A 24,036-nucleotide genomic window follows, 5' to 3' on the forward strand; every position below is an offset into this window, starting at 1 on the left:
GCGACGACTGAGATATATACCTTATTCTAAATGCTTTACTTCTACGAACTCTACAGTCAACCTTTTCATCCTTGAGGAATTTGAGGATGTCAGGGATGTATCTCGCGGCCGCCTGCCCGAAGTCCCTCAATGCATAAGCCGCATTGCGACGAACATCTAAGTCAACCTTTTTATCCTTGAGGAAGTTGAGGATGTCAGGCATGTATCTCGCTGCCGCCTGCTTGAAGTTGCTCAATACATAAGCCGCACTGCGACGAACTTTAAAGTCAACCTTTTCATCTTTGAGGATGTTGGCAATTTTCTGTGCTATGTCCTCCGGTTTCTTAACCACGGTTTTCAAGTCTTTTAGCTCATATGCAGCTAATTTGTCAAAAGCATATCCCTTCACTTCGTCGTAGCTGTCGTCAAGGGCTGCTACTATACCGTTAATCTGCCAATCTTGCGGTTTGAGTTTGGGGGTTTCTTTGGCGCTAACCCAAGGTAGACAGAGAAGGAAGGAGAAGATAAAGGCTAAAGCATAAAGGATAAAGGGAGAAGGCTTGCTGCTGTAGCGGGGTGTGGTGAGCATAATGGGGGGCAAGGCGGCAGATTACACGCGGTTATGGGTATAATATCAAGCTTGCAATTCCTAATTCCCGATTGAGAGCCTTTGATGTTTGTGGGCGAGTATTAAAGACTCATTAACGAAGGTTTGAGGTTCATCGGCGATGCTTTGAGGTTCATCGGCGATGCTTTGAGGTTCATCGGCGATGCTTTGAGGTTCATCGACGAAGCTTTGAGGTTCATTTACGAAGCTTTGAGGTTCATCGACGAAGCTTTGAGGTTCATCGACGAAGCTTTGAGGTTCATCGACGAAGCTTTGAGGTTCATTAACAAGCAATACGTTTGGCTAGTGATATTTTGCCCCGGAAGATCCCCCCAACCCCCCTTAAAAAGGGGGGCAAAAACTTCTCAAAGTCCCCCTTTTTAAGGGGGATTTAGGGGGATCTACGACGATTATGGTTTTGTTTAGAGATGTGTGTACACCGTAGCCCAATACGGTTCAGTTAAAGCTAAAACTCTAGTTCCAAAGTCAATTTTTTAACGAACCGCCAAGGCGCAGAGAACGCAGAGAGAAGAAAGAGATGCTTAACTGAACTGTATTGCACCATAGCCTTAAAAAAGGGGCTTTGATTCAAGGGGAGGGCTGTTTCATTCCATTTTGCAAATCAGGAGACTCTTGCAGAAGTCAAGAAAACAGAAAAGGGAAAAGAAAAAGGAATTGCATTTCCCTTTAACCTTTCCCCTTGAACTTTTCCCCTGCATCTGGCAATATTTACACTCTATGAATCAGATGCAGCTTTAGCAGGTTTCTTTTTAATCGCTTTAAACCGTTCGCCTAATTGTTCAGCAAGACTTTTTAACCCTGGAGTTTTCTTAGCAGCTGTCTTGACGTAATCATAAACTGTCAAACTGCTACCCATTGCTTCGCTACCGACAGCCATTAGGGTATCATCTACCTGTTCTGTCAGTTGTCGCAGTCCAATCAAAACTTCGGTAAGGGTGGTGGCTAGTTGATAATCCCGCACAAACTCATCTACATCGAAGCTGGCTGGTAAAATCTCCTTGTTAGACTGGGCAGCAATCAGGCTAGTGTTGACAAAAGCTAGTCTTTTATCGCCCATCTTAAATAAGTTACGTCGTTCTTCTGCACTCAGGGTTACGAGAAAAGGCATCTTTGCTTGGATAGTCGCAAAGGCTGCTTTAATTTCTTGAACATCTGCTGGGGAAAGGGAGGCGGTAATGTTTTGGTATGCCATTGGTTATTTACTCAGGTAAATCTGTTTGTTATGATTCCCAGTGGTAAATGCGATCGCACAAATTTGGGCATTGAGAAGAGACAAGGAAGAAAGGGGAGACAAGCTACGGCGGTGTACACACAAGTCGAATTACCCCCCTTAATCCCCCCGATACATTGGGTGGAAACCGGAAGGAAATCTATTTCCCTCCCCAATACATCAGGCAGGGTTAGGGTGGGGTAAAACTAACGCTAAAACCTTCTAATGACCAAATTCTGTGACAATGATTAACAGCAATCCAGAATACAGTATCTAAGCTACTCATGAGCCAGAGTTCTCAAAACAGCCCTTTGCCACTTAAACCTGTTCCATCATCTTTCAATTGGTTATACGCTTTCTGGAAATTCTCTCGCCCTCACACGATTATTGGTACGAGTCTGAGTGTTTTGGGTTTATATTTAATTGCCATTGCCGTTAGTGGAGATGCGATTCATCGCGTCTCTACAAGTTCCTTACTCCCTGTTTTGGGTGCATGGATTGCTTGTCTGTGTGGCAATGTCTACATTGTCGGGCTGAATCAATTAGAAGATGTGGAAATTGACAAGATTAATAAGCCTCATTTACCCCTAGCATCTGGTGAGTTTTCCCAACAAACTGGGCAATTAATTGTCGCTTCTACTGGGATTTTGGCGCTAGTTGTGGCGTGGCTAACTGGCCCGTTCTTATTTGGTATGGTAGCGATTAGTTTGGCTATTGGTACTGCTTATTCTTTACCACCTATTCGCTTGAAACAATTTCCCTTTTGGGCGGCGCTGTGTATTTTTTCGGTGCGCGGGACGATTGTTAACTTAGGGTTATATCTGCATTACAGTTGGGCGTTGCAACAAAGCCAAACAATTGTGCCTGTGGTGTGGGTGCTGACGTTATTTATTTTGGTGTTTACCTTTGCGATCGCTATCTTTAAAGATATCCCCGACATCGAAGGCGATCGCCTCTACAATATTACTACTTTCACCATTAAACTTGGGCCCCAAGCTGTGTTCAATCTGTCTCTTTGGGTAATAACTGCCTGCTATCTGGGAATCATTCTGGTTGGGGTGCTACACGTGGCCTCAGTTAACGCTATATTCTTAATAATTGCTCATTTGGGGCTGTTGGCTTGGCTGTGGTTACAGAGTTTGACGGTAGACTTACAAGATAAAAGTGCGATCGCTCAATTCTACCAATTTATCTGGAAACTCTTTTTTATGGAATATCTGATTTTTCCTATCGCCTGTCTTTTGGCTTAGACAATGCTAGAAACTCCCACTAGTTCGATTATCGCTGCTGTTGTAGTTGTTCTGAGTCTGTCAATCCTTGGCTATTTCGCTTGGAAAACTTTGAGAACCTCAGACTTGTTTCAAAAAGGCATCAATCTTGCTCAAGCAAAAGATTACCCTGGTGCAGAAGCAGCCTTTCGCAAAGTGATTTCCATTAACTCTACAAATGATGTAGTGCGCTTGTTTTTGGGAGATGTTTTAAACCAGCAAGGACAAGTAGAAGAAGCAACAGAATTATTCCAAGAAGTAATTCGTCGCAGTCCAAAAAATCCTGATGCTTACTTGCGTCTGGCAAACATTCTCATGCAGCAAGAGCGAGAAGAAGAAGCTAAAACTAACCTGATACAAGCTAAAGATTTATTACAAAAACAGCGCCAACCTGAAAAAGCTCAAAAAATTACTAAGCTGTTAGATAAAATGAGTACTAAGTCAAGTGAATCTTAAGTTTAATGAGAATTGGTGAGATTAAATTTTCCTGTTCTGTCTCCTAATTTTTTACCATTCCCATCATTATGGTGAGAATGGTTTTTATTTGGGAATTTACCAATATTTACTGTAATTAGGTCAGCAATTTCCGCAAGTTTGATCACTCCCTTCATAGCCCTTACAATTACAAGCTAGGAAGCATCCCAATTTTCAAAAGTTCATGGTACTGATGCAAAAACTCTTGACAACCCTCTTTCCTTTGCGTCCTACGCTGCGGGTTCGTCCTTGGCGTTCTCGTTCGCTGAAAGCGTCTCTTAGAGAAGAGTAGCCGCTTTGCGTCTATGCGGTTCATTTACTCATTCTCTCATTCCTATCTTCAGACAGAAGATTGTAGGAATCCGGTTTGATTACTAAAATCACTTGGCTTAGTAGGAAATAGGCAAGAGGATTTCAGAAAATTAAGGTATACCGAGTTTTTTTTCACGCAATCAAATATGAGTCCTATAGTAGATTTTATATATTTAAAAAATTAAGTATTTATGTCAGACATAATATCAAAATTGTGGACTAACTTTTTTACATCGGAATCATTTATTCCACATGGACACTGCTATCTATGGCAAACGAATTTAGTTTGGTTACACATATTATCTGATGCATTTATTGCCCTAGCTTATTACTCGATTCCAGCGACACTCTTCTACTTTGTCCGCAAGCGACAGGATTTGCCCTTTGATTGGATTTTTCTGTTGTTTAGTGGATTTATTGTAGCTTGCGGCACTACTCATTTAATGGAGATTTGGACACTTTGGCATCCAACCTATTGGCTGTCGGGGTTTCTCAAAGCAGTAACTGCAACAATATCTGTAATTACAGCATTAGAACTAATGCCTCTAGTTCCGCAAGCACTGGCATTTCCTAGTCCTGCTTTACTAGAACAAGCAAATCAAGAACTTCAAATACAAATAGCCGAACGTTTACGAGTAGAAGAGGAACTACGAAAATATCAAAATCATTTGGAGGAAATGGTTGCTGTTCGCACCAATGAAATTACCAAAACTAACGAGCAATTACAGCAGGAAATCCTTCAACGCCAACGCATCTTAGAAATTCTCCGACAAAGCGAAGAACGTTACCGTTATTTGACTGAGGCAATTCCTCAACTTGTCTGGACAACTAATGCTAACGGTGAATGTGATTATTTTAATCAAAATTGGTGCGAATACACTGGGCTAACATTAGAGCAATCCTTGGGTTCTGGCTGGTTGGCTGCATTGCATCCAGATGATATTCAAACTGCTGATGAAGTGTGGTCTAATGCTGTCAAAAATGGTATTACATATAACAATGAATATCGCTTTAAACGAGCTGCTGATGGCTCATATCGTTGGCAACTAGCGCGAGGTTTACCACTCAAAGATGAGCAAGGTTTTGTAGTCAAGTGGTTTGGAACCTGTACAGATATCCACGAACAAAAACAAATACTTGAAGAACGGGCACACCTACTGGAATTAGAACAAATAGCACGAGAAAAAGCAGAAACAGCCAATCGAATTAAAGATGAATTTTTAGCTGTCCTCTCTCACGAACTACGTACTCCACTCAATGCAATTCTCGGTTGGTCAAAATTGTTGCAAAGCCGCAGATTAGATCAAACAAAGACATCTGAAGCACTAGCCACAATCGAGCGAAATGCTACCTTACAGGTTCAACTCATTGAAGATTTACTGGATATTTCCAGAATTTTACAGGGCAAACTAACGCTAAATATTACGAAGATTAATCTCAGGTCTACGGTATTGTCGGCAATAGAGACAATGGATTTAGCGGCAGAAGCAAAGTTGATTGAGGTGAATACAGCATTTGAACCGAATGTGGGACAAATTATGGGCGACTCGACTCGTTTACAACAAGTTGTTTGGAATCTCCTTTCTAACGCGATTAAATTTACACCCAAGGGGGGAAAGGTAGAAGTACGACTAGAGGAAGCTGATGGTTATGCTCAAATAATTGTTAGCGATACAGGTAAGGGAATTAGCGCTGACTTTTTGCCATTCGTGTTTGATTACTTCCGCCAAGCAGATAGCACCTCGACGAGAAATTTTGGTGGATTAGGACTGGGATTAGCAATTGTGCGTAATATCATCGAAATGCATGGCGGTATCGTCAAAGCAGATAGCCACGGTGACGGTAAAGGGGCAATATTTACTGTTAGCTTGCCGCTTTTAACAGATGAAAGCCCAAAACTGGCGGATGAACAAAATGACCTAAGATTCTTAGCTGGTAACTCCTTACCTCTGACTGGTATCCGAGTTTTAGTTGTTGATGATGATACTGATTCGAGAGATTTTGTTGCTTTTGTATTAGAGCAAGATGGAGCTTTTGTCATCGCGGTATCTTCTGCTTATGAAGCATTAGAAACCATAACAGAGGTAAAGCCGGATGTTTTGGTCAGCGATATCGGTATGCCCGATATCGATGGCTATATGTTAATACATCAAGTGAGAACTTTGACCCCGGAGCAAGGTGGACAAATCCCAGCAATTGCCTTGACTGCCTTTGCAAGAAACGATGACCAAAAAGAAGCCTTAAAAGCTGGATTTCAGATGCATTTATCCAAGCCTCTTAACCCCGAAAAATTAATTGCAGCCATTGTTCAACTTATGGAGCCAAAAGTGTCAGCAATTACCTAAAAAACGACTTTTTACTGATAATAAAGCTCCATATATTGTCTACAAATAGACAATTATATGAGGGTACACTTGTATCAAGTTAGCTGAATCACTTATAATTCCTGCTATAACCCCACCAAAGTTGTGCTTTTGCTCTCTTAAGAGCAAGCAAAGAGGCTCTGGGGGGCGGGGTGTTTTGATGATAGCAATTAACCCAACTTGATATTACATGTAAACCAAGCAGGTAAGGTAAGAAAAATGCTGAAAAACAAGAATCTACTGGTAGCAGCTATTATCTGCTTGTGTTTGAGTAATGGAAATACTGCTTTTGGTAAAGATGTTGGCATTGTTTTATCAAAAATTCTAGACACAGATCGAGCAGCACTTCCTCAGAAGCAAAACGCCACCGCTAATTTCGAGCAAGGAAACAGTCTCTATAAACAAGGAGATTTAAAAGGAGCAGAGGCGGCTTTTCGGAAGGCAATTGAACTAGAACCCAACTTTGCACAAGCTTATATTGGCTTGGGAAATACTCTCGACGATCAAGGTAAACCACAAGAAGCGATCGCACAATACAAAAAAGCCATTAGCCTCGCTCCTCAAGACTCTGGAGCATACTTTAATTTAGGTTTGACTTTAGCGAGGATGGATCAATTAGAAGCGGCGATCGCCCAATACAAAAAAGCCATCAGCCTTGAACCTAAGTATGCTGAAGCTTACTATAACTTAGGAAATGCTCTCTACGCTCAAAGCAAGCTAACCGAAGCAGTCACCGCATATACCCAAGCGATTCGCCTCAAACCAGATTACGCACCGACTTACGCACGTTTGGGAAATGTTCTATACGATCAAGGTAAACTTGAAGATGCGATCGCACAATACAAAAAATGCATTAGCTTTGATCCCAAATATGCAGACGCTCACTATTATTTAGGTAACGCCTTATACGCCCAAGGAAAAGCAACAGAAGCAGTGGCAGAATATACAGCAGCCATTGGCTTAGATCCGAAAAATCCAGCAGGTTATAATGCTTTGGGAAATGCTCTGTATGCTCAAGGCAAACTCGAAGATGCGATCGCACAGTACAAAAAAGCCATTAGTTCCGCTCCCAACTATGCAGACGCTCACTATAATTTAGCAAGTGCTTTATACGCTCAAGAGCAGATAGCAGAAGCAGTCACCGAATATACCCAAGCGATTCGCCTCGATCCGAAACATGCACAAGCTTACACAGGTTTGGCCAATGCAATGGACGATCAAGGTAAGCCACAAGAAGCGATCGCACATTACAAAAAAGCCATTAGCCTCGTACCCAACTATGCTTATGCTTACTATAATTTGGCCATCACTTTGGGAAGGGAAAAACAGCTAGAAGAAGCGATTTTGAACTTCAAAAAAGCCAGAGAGTTATTCCAAGCAGACCAAAACAAGGAGATGGTTGAGCAAGTTGATCGGCTAATCGAAAAAATTAATACCCAGACGAATTGAATATGGGGCAGGGGAGCAGGGGAGCAGCACTTCGACTACGCTCAGTGACCAGAAAGCAGGGGAGCGGGGGAGCAGCACTTCGACTACGCTCAGTGACCAGGGAGCAGGGGAGAATAACTACTAACAAATGACAAATGACAAATGACAAATGACAAAGGCAAAGTCTACCTCGTAGGTGCTGGCCCTGGAGATGCGGCATACTTGACAGTAAAAGCTTACAATCTGTTAGCTACTGCTCAGGTGTTAATCTACGATGCTTTAGTAGATGCCCAATTATTGCAGTGCGTACCAAATGATTGCTTGAAGTTGGATGTCGGCAAACGTGGTGGCAAACCTAGTACAAGTCAAGCAGAGATTAACAAGTTACTGGTAAACCACTGTCTGCAAGGTAAACAAGTTGTACGGCTCAAATCAGGCGATCCGTTGATTTTTGGGCGTTGCACTTCCGAAATTGAAGCGTTGAAAGCATCCAGTTGTGATTTTGAACTAGTACCAGGAATTTCCTCAGCCTTTGCAGCACCGTTGTTAGCAGGAATTCCCCTAACAGATCCGGTTTTAAGCCGTTGTTTTGCAGTGTTTACAGCTCACGAACCAGAAGTTTTAGACTGGGAGGCACTCTCACGGTTAGAGACACTGGTAATTTTGATGGGAGGGCAACATTTATCAGAGATTGTAAATCAACTAGCGCGGCACGGGCGATCGCACTTAACACCCATTGCCATCATCCGTTGGGCAGGAACTCCTAATCAACAAATTTGGACAGCGCAACTAGGCAATATTTTGGAACAAACCACCGGATTATCCCTTTCTCCAGTGGTAATTGTGATTGGCGAAGTTGTTGGGCTACGCAAGTACTTACAACCTGAGAAAATAGATTGTCAGGATTCGACTACAGCCAAAACTTTTAGCCCCCCTGCTATGTCAAACAATTTGCCTCTATCTCCCCTTCCCCTTACTGGTAAAATAATCTTGGTGACACGTTCAGTTGGTCAGTCGAGTCAATTTAGCGATCGCCTCATCGCATCAGGTGCAACAGTCATCGAAATGCCTACCTTAGAAATCGGCCCGCCCTCTAGTTGGGAAGCTTTAGATGATGCGATCGCTCATTTATCTGACTTTGACTGGTTAATTCTCACTTCTACTAATGGCATAGACTACTTTTTTGAAAGGCTAACCGCGCAAGGAAAAGATAGCCGTGCCTTAGCTGGTATTAAAATTGCCGTTGTTGGTGAGAAAACAGCCCAAAGTCTCAAACAACGCTCTCTACAACCAGATTTTATTCCCCCCAACTTTGTTGCCGATTCTTTAATAGAAAATTTCCCAGATAAATTAGATGGTAAAAAGATTTTATTTCCCAGAGTTGAAAGCGGTGGCAGAGAAGTTTTGATTAAGGAATTAACTCTCAAGGGAGCAAAGGTAATTGAAGTTGCCGCATATCAATCTTGTTGTCCTACTAGTATTCCAACTGCGGCAAAGTTAGCTCTCCAAAACCGCAAAGTAGATGTGATTACCTTTGCCAGTTCTAAAACTGTGCAATTTTTTTGTCAACTTACTAACAATATATTTTCCCACAACTCTGATGCTAGCCAATTATTAGAGGGAGTTTGTATTGCCTCTATCGGCCCTCAAACCTCCAAAACTTGCCATGAATTATTCGGACATGTAGATGTAGAAGCCCAAGAATATACTTTAGATGGTTTAACCCAAGCACTGATCGCATGGGCGATGAATTCTTAGATGAGGGAGCAGGGGAGCAGCACTTCGACTACGCTCAGTGGGCAGGGGAGGCAGGGGACAAATGAGAATAAATAACTCTTGACAAATGACAAATGACAAATGACAAATGACAAAACGCATAATCGGCTTAACTGGAGGTATTGCCACAGGCAAAACCACTGTCACCAATTATTTAGCTAGCGCTTATAATCTGCCGATTTTGGATGCAGATATTTATGCTAGAGAGGCAGTATCTTTAGGTTCGCCTATTCTGGGTGCGATCGCAGGGCGTTATGGCGAACAAATTTTACTACCAGACGGCAGCCTCAACCGCCCAAAGCTAGGTGAAATTATCTTTAATCGTCAAGATGAACGCAGTTGGATAGAGGATTTGATTCATCCTGATGTGCGCGATCGCTTCCTCAAAGCGATCGCCCTATCTTCGTCAGAAACACTGGTATTAGTAGTGCCTCTATTATTTGAAGCTGGGATGACTGATTTGGTTACAGAAATCTGGGTAGTGCGTTGTTCCCAAGAGCAACAAATACAAAGATTGATACAACGAAACCATTTAAATAGAGAACAAGCACAAGCCAGGATCAACAGTCAATTATCTATCGAAGAAAAAGTGGCTTATGCAGATGTCGTTTTAGATAACTCTTCCACCCTAGAAGTACTACTGAAACAGGTAGATGTAGCTCTAAAAACTATAAGTAAGAACTAAATCCTATTGATATATTAAAAAATATACATACATGACATTTTCAAGAATAAAAAGTTTATAAATTAATATCATATAGTTAAGCAAAAAAAACACTCATATCTCACCAAATATTGTCCAATAATTCGGTGATTTTACAGTTGAATCTGCCGTTAAGAGTACTGTAAATTTAAGAAAATCGGCTTTTGAATTAATTATTAGTTCTATATTTTTAATTGTTTTTAAGTGCCTTCTCTTCAATTAGGACAGGTATGAACTTAAGTTTTAGTTTTTTAAATAAATTAGCTTTGGTTATCTCTCCAGCAACAGAATTAAGACAAAAAAATAAAATTCATGATTACAGACGACAAGTTTGGGGAGGCGACTACGTATTTGAGCGCCTTAATGAAGGAATGATCGGGTACATGACTGGAATAGGCAAAGGCATTAAACCCTGCGATCGCATTATTTTACGAGAAGGTTGTGAATCTTATCAATATCAAGTTGAAGAAATTGATTACTATTCAGATCCATCTGATATGTGGATAGCTTTACTTAAACAAGTACCGTATGACTAAATATTGAAAGTAAGATATCTATGTTAAATTGAGCAAAAAATGAGCTATTAAAGTATTCCTTTCGTAAGATAGCAAGTAAAGATGCAAAAGATTTGGGTTCTTTTTATCAAGATGCATCACTAAACCATCAACTGCTAAGTGGTGATGATCTATCCAACGCTCCTGTGAATCTAATAAAAAGCTAAAGTACGGGCTGACATTTGGATGATTTTTTGTTAATTCTTCATAACTTTGATAAAAAGGAGGTATCCCAATCCCCATCGGCATATATAAGCCTTTAGGATACTCTTCTACAGACAATTGAGGAAGCGTTTTCAGATTAACGCCACTAATGAATAATCTATTTTTTTCACTAGTCTTAGTATCTGTAAAGACTAATTCAATTTCCTGTAAATTTTGTTCAACGCCAATCGGTTTAATGTTCCTTAAAATAGCTTTATCAAATTTGCCTATTCTCCAGTATTGACTTCCCCAAGGTTTATTTTGATCGTAAAATCCTGGAGGTCGAAAACTTGCAAATTTAATTTCATTTTTAGTCTCGTAAAAATCTTTCCATTTGGTGATGTTGGTTGCTAGCGTAGTTCTAACTTTTCTACTTTGCTCTCCCGATACAATTATCCTTTCATCAAGAGGGAACTGAGTAGCAACTTCTTTTTGATCAATGACATTTCTCAGAAGATTAGTTTTTACTATTGTGCCGCTCGGATCTTGCCAATGTTCTAATTTCCACCAATGCTGCCAATAAGAAATATTATTAATATGTTCAAAAATATTTTTGTAATGTCCGATGGGGAAGGTAAACCAACTTTGATAATAAAGAGATTTATTACCATCCTCTTTAGTAAAAAGCAAAATTTCCCAAAATCCTGCATTTAAGCAATTATTAGCCAAAGCAACCTCTACGAGGTTTTGCTTTTCAAAACCGTCTCCTCCAACAATTTCTAGATTTTTTGAATTAGCAGGAAAACTAACCTGTTGTCTGTTCCACTCTCGGTCTGTAAAAGCGATTATTTCTAAACCTTGATCTTTTTTAACCCATTCGGGTGCTTTTGGGACTAATAACTCTAAATCAACATTTTTGATAACTATTTGTGCCGTTTTGTTGTCTGTTGGCTCAAGTACAAAATCAAAATGTGTATCATCTTTCTTAATAATTGTTAATTTTCGTTGAGAATATCTTTGAAAATTTTTGCTCAAGGGCGCGGGATTGATTGGATAATCGACATTAGATAATTCTTGTAGTTTTACACTCATCTGATTATCAAATTTATATCTGGATTTAAACCAGAAACCACCCAGACCCAGTAAACCAAGGCATAGAATAAGGGTACTAAATAAAATCTGTTTCTTGGTGAATCTAAAATTAGCTTTGCCAAATTGGGAAATGCCTAAAATTTTTCCCTTTGCAGAGATATCTTTCATTGAAAAAATTTATTTTTATGAAAATGCTGCTTAACAGCATAGCATTCTCTAATCAGGATGTCTCATTTCTATTTTCAACGGTTATGAATAAATATTTATCTACAATTAAGAGGTTTAATACCCATTTACTGCGGATGCTGAACGCTAAATCTCTCTTATACAATTGCTCCACTTGCAGAGACCACAAGAGGAGCATTTTTTGCTACACTTAGCTTAAGTTTCAGTCAGGGTCTAGGTTCGCTTGACTTTATCCATGTTTCCTTTCTTACGATGTTTACAGGAAACCACTAAAAATTTATACGTATAAATTTGAACCTTTATTTATCAAGACATTAGACTTTTTCAATTTCACCACAATTAGTCACAATAGAAAAAGTTTTACTCAATGAAGTGGGCTACTTCCTTTAATTGGATGAAGTCGAACTAAGCTGTCGAAGAAACTGAATATTCAAATCTAGTTTTTCTCCTAACCATAGCGAATGAACTGCATGATCTGCCACAGCATCGCCTGTCTCAGGGTGGACGAGAATATCCAATCCCTCACGATTGAGCATTAACCAAGGAACAACTTTATCAAACTGATTCGGTAAGAAGGCAACTTGATACATTCCTTTTGGATGGGGCCCGATGGGCTTGTCAAACCAGCGTCCTAGTTGCACGTCAAATCTAGCGCCCAATCCTTCACGTACACGCGCAGCTACATCTTGACTAACGGTATCGAAGTAAACATGAGCGTGAAAACCACTGATCTCGATAGTATCTTCTTTCATAGATCCACTTTTCGCTCTCAATTCTAATTTTGGGTAGCGAACTTTTTCTTTCTTACTGAAAAAGCGATGTATACAATGGGCTACGCCTACGCTCTATTTTAGCCCAATACCGTGCAGTTAAAGATAGGTTATGGAAATTTGACTTGTTAACTGACTACAAACGCTCAAAACTAGCTTGATAAAGTAGTACTTAGTTAACGCTAAAAGCGCTTGTAGTTTCTTCGACGACTTCAACTTTTTTAGGAGTAACTGAAAGATTCACAACATGCACTGAACAAGAAGCATGGTGAAGAACGTAGTTACTTACACTACCAAGGAATAGTTCCATCAGCCCAGAATGGCCCCGACGACCCATAACAATTAAATCAGCGCCATAACTATGGGCTAAATCACAAACGATGCGACCAGGATTACCAACATTTTGTGTAAATTCTGTAGTTACACCTGCTTTGTTAGCTTGAGCGCAGAAAGATTGCAACATCTGGATTCCTAAATTTTTAAAGGTATCCCACTGCTTTTGGTATAAATCAAAACTTTGACTGCTCAATCCTGGATAGTAGTCCATATTAGACGGCATCGGTACATAAGGACTACCTTCTTCTTCGGGAGATAGGACATGCAGTAGCATTAAGCTAGCTTGTGTTAACTTTGCTAAACCCAATGCTTCATCAAAAACCTGTTGCCCCATTTCCGAGCGATCTAATGCAACTAGAATCTTTTTAAACATCATAATAGACCTCCGATTTGATTGGTAGATTGGTCTTTACTGTTTCGGGTTTCCAGATGCTGGATTGTCAGAAAGGATCAATCCCTCAACTATGTTTAGCGACTTTTTAATTTTAAATTTATTAAAGGTTTTCGCCTCATATATATGTTTATAGCAAAACAATTTGAGGAAGTTGTGAAGAAAGTGGCGATCGCAACACAACTACAGATACATTTAACTGTTGCAAAACTTCGGGTTAAAATTTTCATCACTTTACCTGGTTCAGAAGCAGGTAAAAGCGGACTCCACTCGCGAATCTGTGCAAAGCTTATTCTATAGAGTGTGTGAATAGTATTGGTGAGAGTCTGGCGCAAACCAATCACCAGGAAACTAACAGCTTCTCGGTCTAAATCTGTTTGTATAGAAGCTAGAGAGTTTAAATGCGTAGGCGTAGCCCCATTGTAGACATCGTTTTACGAGACGCTTGCATTAGACCTCTTGCAAAAGTTCTTTTTGCAAGACGTGGGAAAAGGGACTGATGTTAAAGGGGAAAGGGAAAAAAACAAACCTTTCCCCCTTTCCCCCGACCCTTATCCCCTTCTTGGGGCCCCACCTTCCCCTTTTCCCGACAAATGCCAAGAAGTCTATTGTAGGGATACGCCAAAGACAAAGGCAAAACAAGGCAAAAGAAAGAAAAGAAAATGGTTTGAAGCCCATAAATAAATTTAGGGGCATTATCTTTTTACTTTTTAATGAGTTGGTAGTTTTGGGTGTGTAGCCGAATATTTGGCGACGATGCCAGAAATCTCAGGGTTGTAAAGCCTCAGATAATTCCAGTAGTTGCCAAATACTTGCCGCACATAATTTTTGGTTTCATCAAAGGGAATTTCTTCAACAAACTCATCTGGATCTTTTGTAGTTAGAGTTTGCAGCCATTTAGAGACATTGCCGGGGCCGGCATTGTAACTGGCGATCGCTAGCAAGGAGTTATTGTTATATTGATCGTGGGTATGACCCAAATACCATGTACCCAGCATAATGTTATCGTTGGGATTTTCTAAGTTTATGGTTTTGAAATCCACCTTGATTTGTGGGGCGATCCATTTAGCTGTACTCGGCAACACTTGCATTAAGCCAGTAGCATCAGCGACAGATTTGATTTTTGATTCAAAGCGTGACTCTTGACGGATTAAAGCAGTTACTAACAGAGGATTAAGTTGACGTTCAGTAGACCACTTTTCAATCTCTCGGAGATAGGGAAATGGATAACGGGCTTGCCAGTAGCTGATTTGTTTACTCAAAGTCTGATATTGGGTAACTTCTGCTGGGATTTCCCGGTCTTCCAATTTAGAAATTTTATCAATTCCGATGAGATTTTCTCCCCTTGCCTGCCGCACCAACCCTTCAGTAAATTGCTCTGCTACCGTTGGCTGAATTTTGTTCTGAAATTCTGTTTGCCATTGTAACCAGGCATCGCGGTCTTGACCCAAGAGATACAATTCTTTGAAAGTTTCAGATCCAGCAGGCGGTACTGGACGCTGAGGTGCGACTACTTCTGGGTTCATGACGCGCACATTGTCAAAGTTGCCGACATTTAGCCCCAGCATTGTCGCGGCTCGCCATGCATAGTAAGAGTAGGGAAACTGGCTAATCACATACTCATAAGCAGTTTGAGATTCCTGTTGTTTGCCTAGTAAAGCTGCCCATTTCCCTACCCAAAAGCCTGCTCTGGGAGCCAAAATACTGTTGGGATTGTTGGTAACAATTGGTTCTGCCCATTGCCAAGCACCAACGTAATCTTTGGTATTGGCTTTGTCTTGGGCGATTTTCCAACGGTATTCTGCGGCTTCATCAGAATTGCCATATTTGGCTATGAGTAATTGCCACGCCGCGCTAGCTGACTTTTGATCCTTGAGGGTTTGGAGAGTTTTGGCTTTTTGTGCCAGTGCAGTAGCAGCTTGTTTGGAAAATTTACTAATTACCTGCTCAAGATAGGGTAAGCCGTCTTTAGCTGTTTTTGCGGTTTCTGCTAACCGCAGTAGAGCATTCCCAGCTTCCTCAGTAGTTGGAAATTGCTGTACTAGTTGTTTATAGGTGGCGATCGCTTTTTCTTTATCTTTGCCTCCTACCTGTAATCCCCGTGCGGTACGATAGAGGTTGCGCGATGTTTTGGGTGCATTGGCATAAGCATTCGCGGCTTTCAGAAATTGACTATTTTCCCAATAGCTTGTACCAATGAGTTCCCAGTCTTCGGGTTTTAGGGTTGGCTGTTTTACTAGCTGATCCAAAACGCCGACTATACCTGGTTGATCGTAGGCATATTTAGCCAATATCAACTGTAATTGTGGCTGATTGGGATTTTCTTGCAAGCGTTTACGAATAATTTCCCAAGTTAGAGGGTTGGCAGGAAATTGAGCGATCGCGATTTCTTGTTGCTTCGGTTGAGCAATCAAATATAGCGCTTTCACACTAGCCGCTTCTTTGGGATACTGTTTCAGAACACTTTGCCTGAGATCCGAAGCTTTACCGTCCTCGCCCAGCATATCTTGTGCTTGGGCTTGTTTGAGCAAAATGTATGGTGCGAGGATGGGATAGTCTTTTTCTAGTCCTTGAAGTAAAGCCAAGGCTTTTTGTCCTTGGGTTCTTTCAATATAATCACTCGCCAAAAGATAACGAGCGCGATTCCGGTCTGGCGATCGCGATTCTTGGGCGATCGCTGTTAGTTTTGCAGCCCTTTCTGGCAGCGATTGCGATATCAGAGGAAATACGGCTGATTGGGCAACACTACCCTCTGATGTTTGCTCTGTTTTATTCTGACTCAGTTTGAGCCATTTCCCCAGAGACTTACCAATCTCAGGTGCTGATACCATTGCCCCAGCTAAAAAGGCAAACAGTGCTGCACCCGCAATTATCGAAATTTGCTTTTTTTGTAGTTTCTTCAGCATGAATACCCGCTGAAAAGTTCCAGTGAATTTCTTGAAACTCTAGCACTCCTAACCATCACTGTTACCAAATTTTTATTTTAGATTTTTAATTTTATGTACAAAAATACTAATTTTCAATCCTACAGTTGGCAGTATTGAGTATATACCACATATTAGATACTATTACATCTATCTTGGGTATGTTATAAATCGAATTCGTCGCCACCAATTGGGCGTTTTTTCCATGTACTTAGCTACTATGCTTTCGTTTCAAGGAGGATTTGAAAGCCTCTCGCCGTTTCTAGAGAGGTTTCGAGAAGTATTTTAAGTATATTTTAATACTTAAAAAACATCCTCTAAATTTCCCATTGATTGCATTCTGACTTCAGAATTCTGAATTCTGAATTCTGAATTCTGAATTCTCATTTAAGTTTTTCGTGAGCAGCCAAAATAATTTTTTCGGTTTCTTCCCAGCTAATACATTTGTCAGTTACAGAAACACCGTATTTTAAATCTTCTTGTTTACCAGTAATTGGTTGACTACCTTCATACAAATGCGATTCCAGCATCATACCAACTATTGATGTATTACCATCTACTATTTGCTGAATAATATTTTCTAAGACAGCACCTTGTAATTTGTAATCTTTATTGGTGTTGCCGTGGCTACAGTCGATAACGATTCTCGGTGGTAAATTTGCCTGTTTTAATTTTTGTTCTACCAATTTGACATTTGCTGCATCAAAGTTGGGTTGACTACCACCCCTTAAAATTACGTGACCGTAGCCATTACCTTTAGTTTGAAAGACGCTGACCTGTCCGTTTTGATTAATTCCCAGAAAATTATGTGGGTTTCCAGCTGATTGTAGGGCATTTAAAGCTACTTGAATATTGCCGTCAGTACCGTTTTTAAAACCTACAGGCATTGAAAGCCCACTTGCCATTTCGCGGTGAGTTTGTGATTCTGTTGTGCGTGCCCCAATAGCAGACCATGTAATCAATTCACTAATATATTGAGGGATGATTGGGTCTAATGCTTCTGTACCAGCAGGTAATCCCAACTCTGTAATTTTTAATAGTAGCTCCCGTGCAATTAATAAACCTTTCTCTACATGGAAAGAATCATCCATATCTGGATCGTTAATTAAGCCTTTCCAGCCTACAGTTGTTCTAGGTTTTTCAAAGTACACTCGCATAATTAGTAGCAGGTTATCCTTGACTCGCTCGGCCAGGATTTTCAACCTTTCAGAATATTCGAGCGCTACTTTGGGGTCGTGAATTGAGCATGGGCCAACTACTATAAATTTCCGGCGATCCTGAAAATCTAGGATATCTTTTATTTCCTGCCTATATGCTAAAACTCTTTGTTCAGCTAATTGTGTTAAAGGTAATTTTGACTTTACTTCGTTGGGAGTTAATAAAATGCGATCGTTCTCAATGTTAGCGTTGTCGATATTACTGTTAAATAATTTGTTGTGCATGGGGATGCTTTGGCAATTTTATATACGCACTTCAATTCAGAAGTGTAACACAAACTCATGAAATTTTAAAATAGCTTATTTTCTACTTGACAAATTTCTAATTAGACTGTATTTAAACTAAAAATAATAACTGAAAAGAGGAAATATCTTTTCCCCTTTTCTTTGCTAATTAGACTACTGATTCAGTGGTAGTGTATATAATTACTGCCATACAAACACTTTCGCTTCGTATGGCCCCAAGTCTGTAATGATGCCATCGTCACCAGCTTCGACATCATAATTACCTGTCCACTCGTGCCATGTCCCAGCACTAGGAAAGTTAGGAACATGATAGTCAGCTAAGAAATTTTCTGAGAAATTTGCAATTACGACTACACGAGAACCTTCATCATTCCAACGAGTATAAGCTAATACTTTTGCTTCGGGATTTTCGTGGATAAAATCAATATTTTCTGTGTAGAGAGCATGATTGCTTTTACGCAGGTTGGTTAAACCCTTGTATGATTCAAATAAACTACGATTTAAATCATTACCTAACAGCGTCCAATCGATTTTGGATGATTCAGGTTGTTTAGGTTTATACTCACCAAATTCCTCTCCCATCCAAATCAAAGGTACGCCAACAGCAGTCATTAGGATGGCTACTCCTAATTTAACCCGCCTAAAAGCTTCTTCGTCAAAAATCTCACGGTTCCCCAGTTCAACCATGACATGGTTATGGTCGTGGTTGGTGAGATAATTGACTACATTGGTGGCACCCAAAAAACCTTGGCGTTTGCAGTCAATGACATCTTTTAGACGCTCTAAATCAAATGTATCGCCGCAAATATGTTCTAGAATGCAGTGATAAAAACTGTCATGCCAGCAACCATCCATTGGCCCATCTACATTGGTAATGCTGGGAGTTTCAGGAATGTGTTCTGCAACATTATAAAAAGGCTTCATGCTAGCAGTTTTTTTGGCTTCCTGAACAATCCAGTGCATGAAGTCGTAGTTAGCAATTTGCCGCGCCGCATCATAACGAATACCATCAAGATGATATTCTCCAATCCAAAAACGAATTGTATCACCAATAAATTTCCAGGCTGGTTTAATATCTAATTTTTCGTCATAATGTTCGTAATTAAATTCAGGCCCCCAATTATTATCAGGGTCACGAGGATCGTGATGATACCAATAATCGTGGTCAATTTGTGTTAGAGGAGCAGAGGCTTCTGAGTGGTTATAAATACCGTCAATAATTACACGAATACCTCTACCATGACATTCATCAATCAAATTTTTTAACTCAGCAGTAGAACCATAACTTGATTCTGTTGCAAAGAAGTGACGAGGGTTATAACCCCAACTATAATCGCCAGGATATTCTTTCAGTGGCATCAACTCAATAGCATTGATTCCTAGTTCGCACAAATAGTCTAACTTTTCAACTACGTGTTTGTACTTGCCTCGTGCATAAGGGTCATCCTCGCCACCCGAAAAGTCACCAACATGCAATTCATAAATTACTAATTCGTGGTCAGCAGGTAAAGGTTTATCATCATGTTGCCAAACATAAGTATCGGTAATCCTTTGCCCATCTTTGACTCGGATAACACCATCGTCTTTTCCACTTTGTTCATCTATATCAGTTGCATAAGGATCTGTAACATCAACCCATTGTTCTGGTTCAAAAAACCATGAATTTGATTGAACACGGAATTTATATTTATAAACGCCGTCTTCTAGTTCAACACTTGTACGAAAATAACCATCATCACCTTTTTCCATTGGAATTTCTTGCCAATCAGAAAAAGAACCAATTAATGCAGCGCCTTTGTTGTAAGGTGCAAATAAATTAAATTCAATTGGCTTTGCCATACAATAATTTGTAATATCAAGAGTTGATAGAGATATTCTCTGATGGTCAATTAAATTTGCAAATCGCTCTAGAGAAATAATTAGATTAATTGTGCTTCTGTCTTCAGGAATAACTTATAAATTATTAATAAAATTTAACTGTATATTTTTGCTATTTAGCTATATATAATGTTTTTGTTGACTAAAGTGCAAGTTTATTGTGGTGCAAATATTGATTATATAAAGTAATAGTTTTAAACAAGTATTGTAGAGCAATGCAAAATTTTATTAAATAAAAACTAGTTTTTGTTAGCTCCTAATATAGGAGATATTCGGTAAAAATAGGATACTTTTTGCCGAATACCTACTGCAAGATTACTCTTGATTGTTGTTTGCTTGTTGAAGATAACTTAATAACCAATTCGCCGCCGTTGCCTTACGAGTTTGTCGAGGCCCAAATTCACCAATTTTGTAACCTTTGAAACCCAGCTTTTCTTTTAGCAGTTGTTTATTTCCAGTAGGAATAGAACGAGTTAATTTGACTGTTGCAGGGCGAGATTCAATGAAATCTGGTGGTTGTGGGTACTCATTTTGCCATTCTGGTGCTACTTGGCTAGTGTCCCATTGTCCAGTTGAGGAGTCATAGCGATAGCCTAAATAATGCCATAGCAACTGATTAACTGTGGCATCATCAAGTTTATCGTCAAGAATTGCCCAAATTGTTTCTGTATTCAGTGGTGGTAGGTTAGACATAAGCAAGCCAAAATTCCAAATTAAAAACAGCTTGTGTATACACAAACTAGGTAGACTGGTAATCGTAAATATTAGACTAGTCTATGCAGAATTCCACACCACTGCCAAAGATCATCCGTGCCCATGTATTCATTTCTGGTCGAGTCCAAGGAGTGGGTTATCGCTACGCCACTGTAGACACAGCTAGGCAATTGGGATTAACTGGTTGGGTGCGGAATCTCCCCGATAGTCGAGTAGAGGCAGTTTTTGAAGGGGCGCGAGAGGTTGTAGATGATATGGTTCGCTGGTGTCACTCAGGGCCACCTGCTGCTGTGGTTAAAGATGTTGTGGTTGAGTATGAAATACCAGAAGGGTTACGAGGATTTGAATTTAAACGGGTTGACTAATTGGTAATTTGTACATTGTTGGGCTACCAGTATTTTTACAAAAGTTGGCGATCGCAATTTTAACTGGAATTGCCCGCTTTTTAAAGGTAGAGCAATCATTAGTTAAATACAAATAGATAGGGATTGAGGATTGGGAACTTGTTCATCCACTTCAGAACCTCACAATCCTCAGTCCCCTTTTTGTTCAAAGTTTACCGCCGATAAAAAATTTTGATTACAATGCAGATGTCCACTAGGCGGCGTGCTGTCTATCCACGTAAATTCAGAAGATATTCAATGAGTAATCAATTAAAAGACTACAATCCCAGTGGCGTAGGTGAAATAAACGGCAACCTCTTAGGTTTACCCTGCGATTATGATTCTGCAAACTTGATTGTCTTTGGTGTGCCGTGGGAAGTCACTGTTTCCTATGGTGCAGGTACTGCTAATGGCCCACAGCGAATTCTAGATGCTTCAACTCAACTAGATTTGTTCGATTTTGATAATCCTGATGGCTGGAAGCAGGGAATTTTTATGATGGAAATTTCCCAGGATATTTTAGAGAAGAACACATACTACCGCGCTTTGGCAGCAAAAATTATCGAGCGATTAGCCCAAGGTAAAGAACTCTCAGATACACCAGATTTAATACCAGTTTTGACAGAAATTAATCAGGCTAGTCAACAGGTTAATCAATGGCTGTTTGAAAATTGTCAGCAAGCAATTAATGATGGTAAGCGAGTCGCAGTAATTGGTGGAGATCACAGTTCGCCTTTAGGTTATTTTCAAGCATTAGCAGCTAACTACGCAAACTATGGTATTTTACACATTGATGCCCACGCAGATTTACGTAACGCTTATGAGGGATTCGAGTTTTCTCATGCATCTATTATGTTTAATGCGATGAAAATACCGCAAATTTCCAAGCTGGTGCAAGTGGGTTTGCGTGATATTAGTCATGATGAAGTGCAAATGATTGACCAATCTAATAGTCGCATTATTGCTTATTATGACCCGGCAATTAAGCAAAAGCTTTACTCTGGAACAACTTGGATTGATTTATGCCGAGAAATTATCAGTCATTTACCTGAGAATGTTTACATTAGCTTTGATGCGGATGGTCTAGATCCAAAACTCTGTCCGAGTACAGGTACTCCTGTTCCAGGTGGGTTGGAATTAGAGCAAACTTTTTGTCTGTTCCGAGAATTGGTCAATAGTGGGAGAAAAATTATTGGCTTTGATATCTGCGAAGTCGGTGATGCAGAGTGGGATGGTAATGTTGGGGCGCGGGTAGTTTACAAGCTGGCAAATTTGATGGATTTATCTTTGACTACACCTAATTCATCTCAGTAATATGTTTTCTGGAAAAACTTCAGTTTTCAATTTGATCCCCCCAACCCCCCTTAAAAAGGGGGGCAAAAAGCTCTCAAAGTCCCCCAATTTATCGGGGGATTTAGGGGGATCAAACCACATTTTGCACTTGGCACAGATTTATTTTTTAGCGTTAATCGAGCAGTATCGCTCCTCCTTCCTAACGAGTGGGTAGGCGTAGCCCGCACTTCGACAAAGCTCAGTGACCACCGGAGGCATCGCTAGAGTTCAGTTCTATATTGCTAACTGTGGTTTGGCTGAGGTAATTGTAGACTCTTCTGGAAACTTCACGCACAAAATCTCCGGCTCTGCGATCGTAGTTTGGCCTTTGCACCAAAACACCTGCTAAATAGCTTTTGCCGTTGGGCATTTCAATAATACCCGCATCACCAATGATAAATCTCAATGTGCCAGTTTTATGAGCAATGGTAGCTCCTTTACCAATACCAGCCGGTAGCAAACTATTAGTTTTGACACGACGCATAATCCCTAAAACTTGATTGCGGCTGTTTGGGGATAGCAAACGATTGTTAGACACTAATGCCGCCAATCTCACCAAATCTTTGGAACTCGTTGTATTTGTGCCACCAATGTCTGGAAGTAGATGCCGAACTGCTGTATTTGGCAATCCCCAATTACGAAAACGTTGGTTAACTTTTGCTGCACCGCCCAAGCGATCGAGAATCATATTGGTTGCGGTATTATCGCTAATCGTCATCATCAAGGTAGCAGTTTGGAGGACGCTAAATTTCGTGCCGACGGGTTTGTATTGCATCGTTCCCGATTCACCAACCCTTAAATCGCGCCGCATCACTAATTTATCTGTTAGTTTAATTCTACCAGCATCTATTTCTTGGAAAAGAGCTACTAACAAGGGGAATTTGATTGTACTGGCGGCAGAAAATCTTTTTTCACCATTAATATCTATATAGTTACCTGTATCTAAATCTAAGAAAAATATTCCAGGATTCAATGATTTATAAGTCGCTAACAAGGCCCGAATTTGAGAACTTATACCCTGCATTTCTTGACCAAGATGTACAACTCCGGCAAATGTTGAAGCATCTGTGGAATTGATGGCAATATCTTCTCTATTGTCCCCAGGAATATTATTGCCTTGGCGGTCAAATGAGTTAAATTTTACAATCCAGTGGGAACGAGAATCTCCCTTGATGGATAGATTACGGGAAGCAATATGATAACCTGGAGCGAATTGTACGACAAAACGAGTTGTTTTACTGTCCAGTTTACCGATCCGAATTTCTTTGATCGCATTACCAAAAGCTTTTTTAACACTATCTGAATTAAAATTAGTTCCTGGTAAGTCAATTACCAATCGATTAGGATTATCTAATAAAAAGGCTTTGGGTTGGATTCCAGAAATTGTAGTTAGGTGTAATTGGTTTTGCTTAGAGTCAAAGTACCAAGACTGTAATCGTGAGGCTTTAGCTTGTCCTGCAACTAGAAGCAAACTGCTTAAACCGATCGCAAGTAAATGTGATTTCATGTTATGATTGTAGGTATGCAGCTATGTAGCAATTAATCAACTTTATCTTAGATTGTTTTCTGAGGATCGCACTGGACTTCCGGAGAAAAATTCAGAAATACCGTTAAGTTACAGCAGAATTCAGAATACAAAATACAGAATTCAGGAGTAAAATACGCTTTCCACCTGGGTAACAGACGCGAGCTTGTGTAGCTCACTTTCCTTGAAATCTGCTGTATTTT

21 protein-coding genes are annotated in these 24,036 nt (G+C 40.2%); 10 read left to right on the plus strand and 11 right to left on the minus strand.

Annotated elements, in window-relative coordinates:
* The 3 genes from RMX98_RS20115 to RMX98_RS20125 all read right to left on the minus strand — a co-directional run.
* Positions 1-568: HEAT repeat domain-containing protein (locus RMX98_RS20115; RefSeq protein ID WP_409881630.1), on the minus strand; the 568-nt coding region annotated here is incomplete at its 3' end.
* Positions 569-628: 60 nt separating this feature from the next.
* Complete coding sequence (locus RMX98_RS20120) at positions 629-880, minus strand: hypothetical protein (protein ID WP_409881525.1); 252 nt, start codon at positions 878-880, stop codon at positions 629-631.
* Between the two features lie 442 nt (positions 881-1,322).
* Positions 1,323-1,799 carry a hypothetical protein gene (locus RMX98_RS20125; protein WP_322676071.1) on the minus strand — a complete coding sequence of 159 codons (477 nt, stop codon included), beginning with the start codon at positions 1,797-1,799 and terminating at the stop codon, positions 1,323-1,325.
* Between the two features lie 302 nt (positions 1,800-2,101).
* Here RMX98_RS20125 and RMX98_RS20130 point away from each other — a divergent pair, with 302 nt between their 5' ends.
* From RMX98_RS20130 to RMX98_RS20160, 7 genes are all read left to right on the plus strand, one after another.
* On the plus strand, positions 2,102-3,067 hold the full coding sequence (locus RMX98_RS20130) for a homogentisate phytyltransferase (protein ID WP_322676072.1): 966 nt from the start codon (positions 2,102-2,104) through the stop codon (positions 3,065-3,067).
* A 3-nt stretch (positions 3,068-3,070) separates the two neighbouring features.
* Positions 3,071-3,541: a tetratricopeptide repeat protein gene (locus RMX98_RS20135; protein ID WP_322676073.1), complete on the plus strand. Its 471-nt coding sequence runs from the start codon at positions 3,071-3,073 to the stop codon at positions 3,539-3,541.
* 521 nt (positions 3,542-4,062) lie between these two features.
* Positions 4,063-6,216: an ATP-binding protein gene (locus RMX98_RS20140; RefSeq protein ID WP_322676074.1), complete on the plus strand. Its 2,154-nt coding sequence runs from the start codon at positions 4,063-4,065 to the stop codon at positions 6,214-6,216.
* A 237-nt stretch (positions 6,217-6,453) separates the two neighbouring features.
* Positions 6,454-7,683 carry a tetratricopeptide repeat protein gene (locus tag RMX98_RS20145; protein ID WP_322676075.1) on the plus strand — a complete coding sequence of 410 codons (1,230 nt, stop codon included), beginning with the start codon at positions 6,454-6,456 and terminating at the stop codon, positions 7,681-7,683.
* A gap of 141 nt (positions 7,684-7,824) precedes the next feature.
* The gene (cobA, locus tag RMX98_RS20150; protein WP_322676076.1) at positions 7,825-9,420 is read left to right on the plus strand and encodes a uroporphyrinogen-III C-methyltransferase; all 1,596 of its coding nucleotides are present in this window, start codon (positions 7,825-7,827) and stop codon (positions 9,418-9,420) included.
* Between the two features lie 106 nt (positions 9,421-9,526).
* Entirely contained in the window at positions 9,527-10,123 is a 597-nt protein-coding gene (coaE, locus tag RMX98_RS20155; protein ID WP_322676077.1) for a dephospho-CoA kinase, read from the plus strand.
* A 248-nt stretch (positions 10,124-10,371) separates the two neighbouring features.
* Positions 10,372-10,677, plus strand: a complete 306-nt coding sequence (locus RMX98_RS20160) for a hypothetical protein (RefSeq protein WP_322676078.1) — start codon at positions 10,372-10,374, stop codon at positions 10,675-10,677.
* 18 nt (positions 10,678-10,695) lie between these two features.
* On the opposite strand, the gene RMX98_RS20165 is transcribed toward RMX98_RS20160, so the two are convergent.
* The 3 genes from RMX98_RS20165 to RMX98_RS20175 form a co-directional block, all read right to left on the minus strand.
* The gene (locus RMX98_RS20165) at positions 10,696-12,099 is read right to left on the minus strand and encodes a hypothetical protein (RefSeq protein ID WP_322676079.1); all 1,404 of its coding nucleotides are present in this window, start codon (positions 12,097-12,099) and stop codon (positions 10,696-10,698) included.
* A gap of 404 nt (positions 12,100-12,503) precedes the next feature.
* The gene (locus RMX98_RS20170; protein ID WP_322676080.1) at positions 12,504-12,869 is read right to left on the minus strand and encodes a DOPA 4,5-dioxygenase family protein; all 366 of its coding nucleotides are present in this window, start codon (positions 12,867-12,869) and stop codon (positions 12,504-12,506) included.
* Positions 12,870-13,059: 190 nt separating this feature from the next.
* The gene (locus RMX98_RS20175) at positions 13,060-13,596 is read right to left on the minus strand and encodes a universal stress protein (protein ID WP_322676118.1); all 537 of its coding nucleotides are present in this window, start codon (positions 13,594-13,596) and stop codon (positions 13,060-13,062) included.
* A 144-nt stretch (positions 13,597-13,740) separates the two neighbouring features.
* On the opposite strand from RMX98_RS20175, the gene RMX98_RS20180 reads away from it, so the two are divergent.
* Positions 13,741-13,914: a hypothetical protein gene (locus RMX98_RS20180; protein WP_322676081.1), complete on the plus strand. Its 174-nt coding sequence runs from the start codon at positions 13,741-13,743 to the stop codon at positions 13,912-13,914.
* Positions 13,915-14,324: 410 nt separating this feature from the next.
* On the opposite strand, the gene RMX98_RS20185 is transcribed toward RMX98_RS20180, so the two are convergent.
* From RMX98_RS20185 to RMX98_RS20200, 4 genes are all read right to left on the minus strand, one after another.
* Complete coding sequence (locus tag RMX98_RS20185) at positions 14,325-16,520, minus strand: transglycosylase SLT domain-containing protein (RefSeq protein ID WP_322676082.1); 2,196 nt, start codon at positions 16,518-16,520, stop codon at positions 14,325-14,327.
* Positions 16,521-16,921: 401 nt separating this feature from the next.
* On the minus strand, positions 16,922-17,980 hold the full coding sequence (locus tag RMX98_RS20190) for a 3-deoxy-7-phosphoheptulonate synthase (protein WP_322676083.1): 1,059 nt from the start codon (positions 17,978-17,980) through the stop codon (positions 16,922-16,924).
* Positions 17,981-18,181: 201 nt separating this feature from the next.
* Entirely contained in the window at positions 18,182-19,840 is a 1,659-nt protein-coding gene (locus tag RMX98_RS20195) for an alpha-amylase family glycosyl hydrolase (protein ID WP_322676084.1), read from the minus strand.
* Between the two features lie 354 nt (positions 19,841-20,194).
* Positions 20,195-20,572 (minus strand): DUF1823 family protein, encoded by a 378-nt coding sequence (locus RMX98_RS20200; protein WP_322676085.1) that lies wholly within the window; start codon positions 20,570-20,572, stop codon positions 20,195-20,197.
* Between the two features lie 83 nt (positions 20,573-20,655).
* Here RMX98_RS20200 and RMX98_RS20205 point away from each other — a divergent pair, with 83 nt between their 5' ends.
* Together RMX98_RS20205 and speB are read left to right on the plus strand one after the other, a co-directional pair.
* On the plus strand, positions 20,656-20,958 hold the full coding sequence (locus tag RMX98_RS20205) for an acylphosphatase (protein ID WP_322676086.1): 303 nt from the start codon (positions 20,656-20,658) through the stop codon (positions 20,956-20,958).
* A 276-nt stretch (positions 20,959-21,234) separates the two neighbouring features.
* Positions 21,235-22,290 (plus strand): agmatinase SpeB, encoded by a 1,056-nt coding sequence (gene speB / locus RMX98_RS20210; protein ID WP_322676087.1) that lies wholly within the window; start codon positions 21,235-21,237, stop codon positions 22,288-22,290.
* Positions 22,291-22,507: 217 nt separating this feature from the next.
* Here speB and RMX98_RS20215 read toward each other — a convergent pair whose 3' ends face one another.
* Positions 22,508-23,815, minus strand: a complete 1,308-nt coding sequence (locus tag RMX98_RS20215) for a serine hydrolase (protein ID WP_322676088.1) — start codon at positions 23,813-23,815, stop codon at positions 22,508-22,510.
* Positions 23,816-24,036 lie beyond the last annotated feature (221 nt).

Origin of the sequence: Nostoc sp. DedQUE02 (assembly GCF_034531035.1) — a bacterium.
In the GTDB taxonomy this organism is placed as follows: domain Bacteria; phylum Cyanobacteriota; class Cyanobacteriia; order Cyanobacteriales; family Nostocaceae; genus Nostoc.